Annotated in this window: 1 protein-coding gene; it reads right to left on the bottom strand. The window is 51.5% G+C overall.

The window, feature by feature from the left end; all coding sequences use genetic code 11:
• Positions 1–124 precede the first annotated feature (124 nt).
• Positions 125–1,090 (bottom strand): Rpn family recombination-promoting nuclease/putative transposase, encoded by a 966-nt coding sequence (locus tag ACTBDZ_RS17960; RefSeq protein ID WP_438816287.1) that lies wholly within the window; start codon positions 1,088–1,090, stop codon positions 125–127.
• Positions 1,091–1,228: the final 138 nt, after the last annotated feature.

The following is a 1,228-nucleotide window of genomic DNA, read 5'->3' as shown; positions in this document are numbered from 1 at the left end:
GCCAATGGCAACATTACTTGATGGTAAACGGGTCTGGGCAGAAAAAAATCTGAACCAGATTTAATCTGACAGACACCTGTATAAATAACCGGTAACTGTCAGATCAGGTCTGAGCTAGTACAAATTAGCGTCGGTCGTCGAGGCTCGCCAGTGCATTATCGGACAGGCCGGTCGACATTTTGACGATGCTGCGTTCAACGCCATTGGCAATAAGTTGCCTTGCAATTTTGAGCGAGGCGCTATGCTCGCCTTCTTGGCGTCCTTCTTGGCGTCCTTCTTGGCGTCCTTTCTGCTCACCAAGCTGCATACCCTTCTGGATACCCTTCTGGATACCCTTTGCTTCCAGTTGTTCTGCAATGGTCATGATGTCCTCCTGGTAGTCAATGGCTTTGACGGCGATATGCTGTAGGAATTGTGCTTCATCCGATGTATTTCCCCGCTCTGCAATATAGTACATCAGGCTACGAAACTGTTCTTTCGGTATTGACCATAGATTGAGCAGGCGGGCGATATCTCCTGCCAGTTCCAGCATGTCCCGCGTTCGGATGTGCTTCTGCACCAATTCCAGCAGGGCTACCCGCCGATGGGACAGTATTTCATCATCCGGCATAGCGGTGATATCAACCAGCGGGAATGCCTGTGTATAGACTGATTCTGCCAGTTCAGGGTCAGCAAAGCAATCGAGCCATTGGGTGCTGTAGGGGTAGGGCGACGTGGTGCCGTGGTAGAACAGGAGCGGGATGACCACGGGCAAGGTCTCGTTGCCTTGCTCTAGGTGCCGCTGCATGGCTGCAACGCTGTAGCGAAGGAGTCTGAACGCCATCAGCTTTTCGGGTCTGCTCTGGTGTTCGACTAATGTGTAGATATAACCTTTCCCCGCATTCGTCTGCACGGAATAGAGCATATCCGAACAATGGGTGCGCAGGTCGTCTTCGATAAAACTGCCCGACTCCATTACCAACGTACTGAAGTCGCAGCGCTCCCGCAGGTGGGGCGGCAAATGTACTTCCAGAAAGTCCCGAGCGACAGCGATATCGCCGAGGAACTTTTTGAACAGGGAGTCATGTTGGGAGAGTGAGGATGTTGTCATCGGCGCAGTATACCGTGCAAAGTGACGGGGTGTCATCGGGATTTCAGGCCCTTAGTGAATGTGATTTGTCACGCCTAAGGAAGGGAGTCGGCAAGTCGAAATGGACGGTAAGTTATTGATAAAAATGTCGTGTATTGT

Origin of the sequence: Symbiopectobacterium sp., assembly GCF_051710365.1 — a bacterium.
Classification (GTDB): Bacteria; Pseudomonadota; Gammaproteobacteria; order Enterobacterales; family Enterobacteriaceae; genus Symbiopectobacterium.
The sequence above is the reverse complement of the archived record's forward strand: the minus strand, read 5'-3'. Positions and strand labels throughout refer to the sequence as shown.

Excerpts from the sequence above, each read along its gene's own strand:
- ACTBDZ_RS17960 (WP_438816287.1), bottom strand. The coding sequence starts at position 1,090 with ATGACAACATCCTCACTCTCCCAACATGACTCCCTGTTCAAAAAGTTC.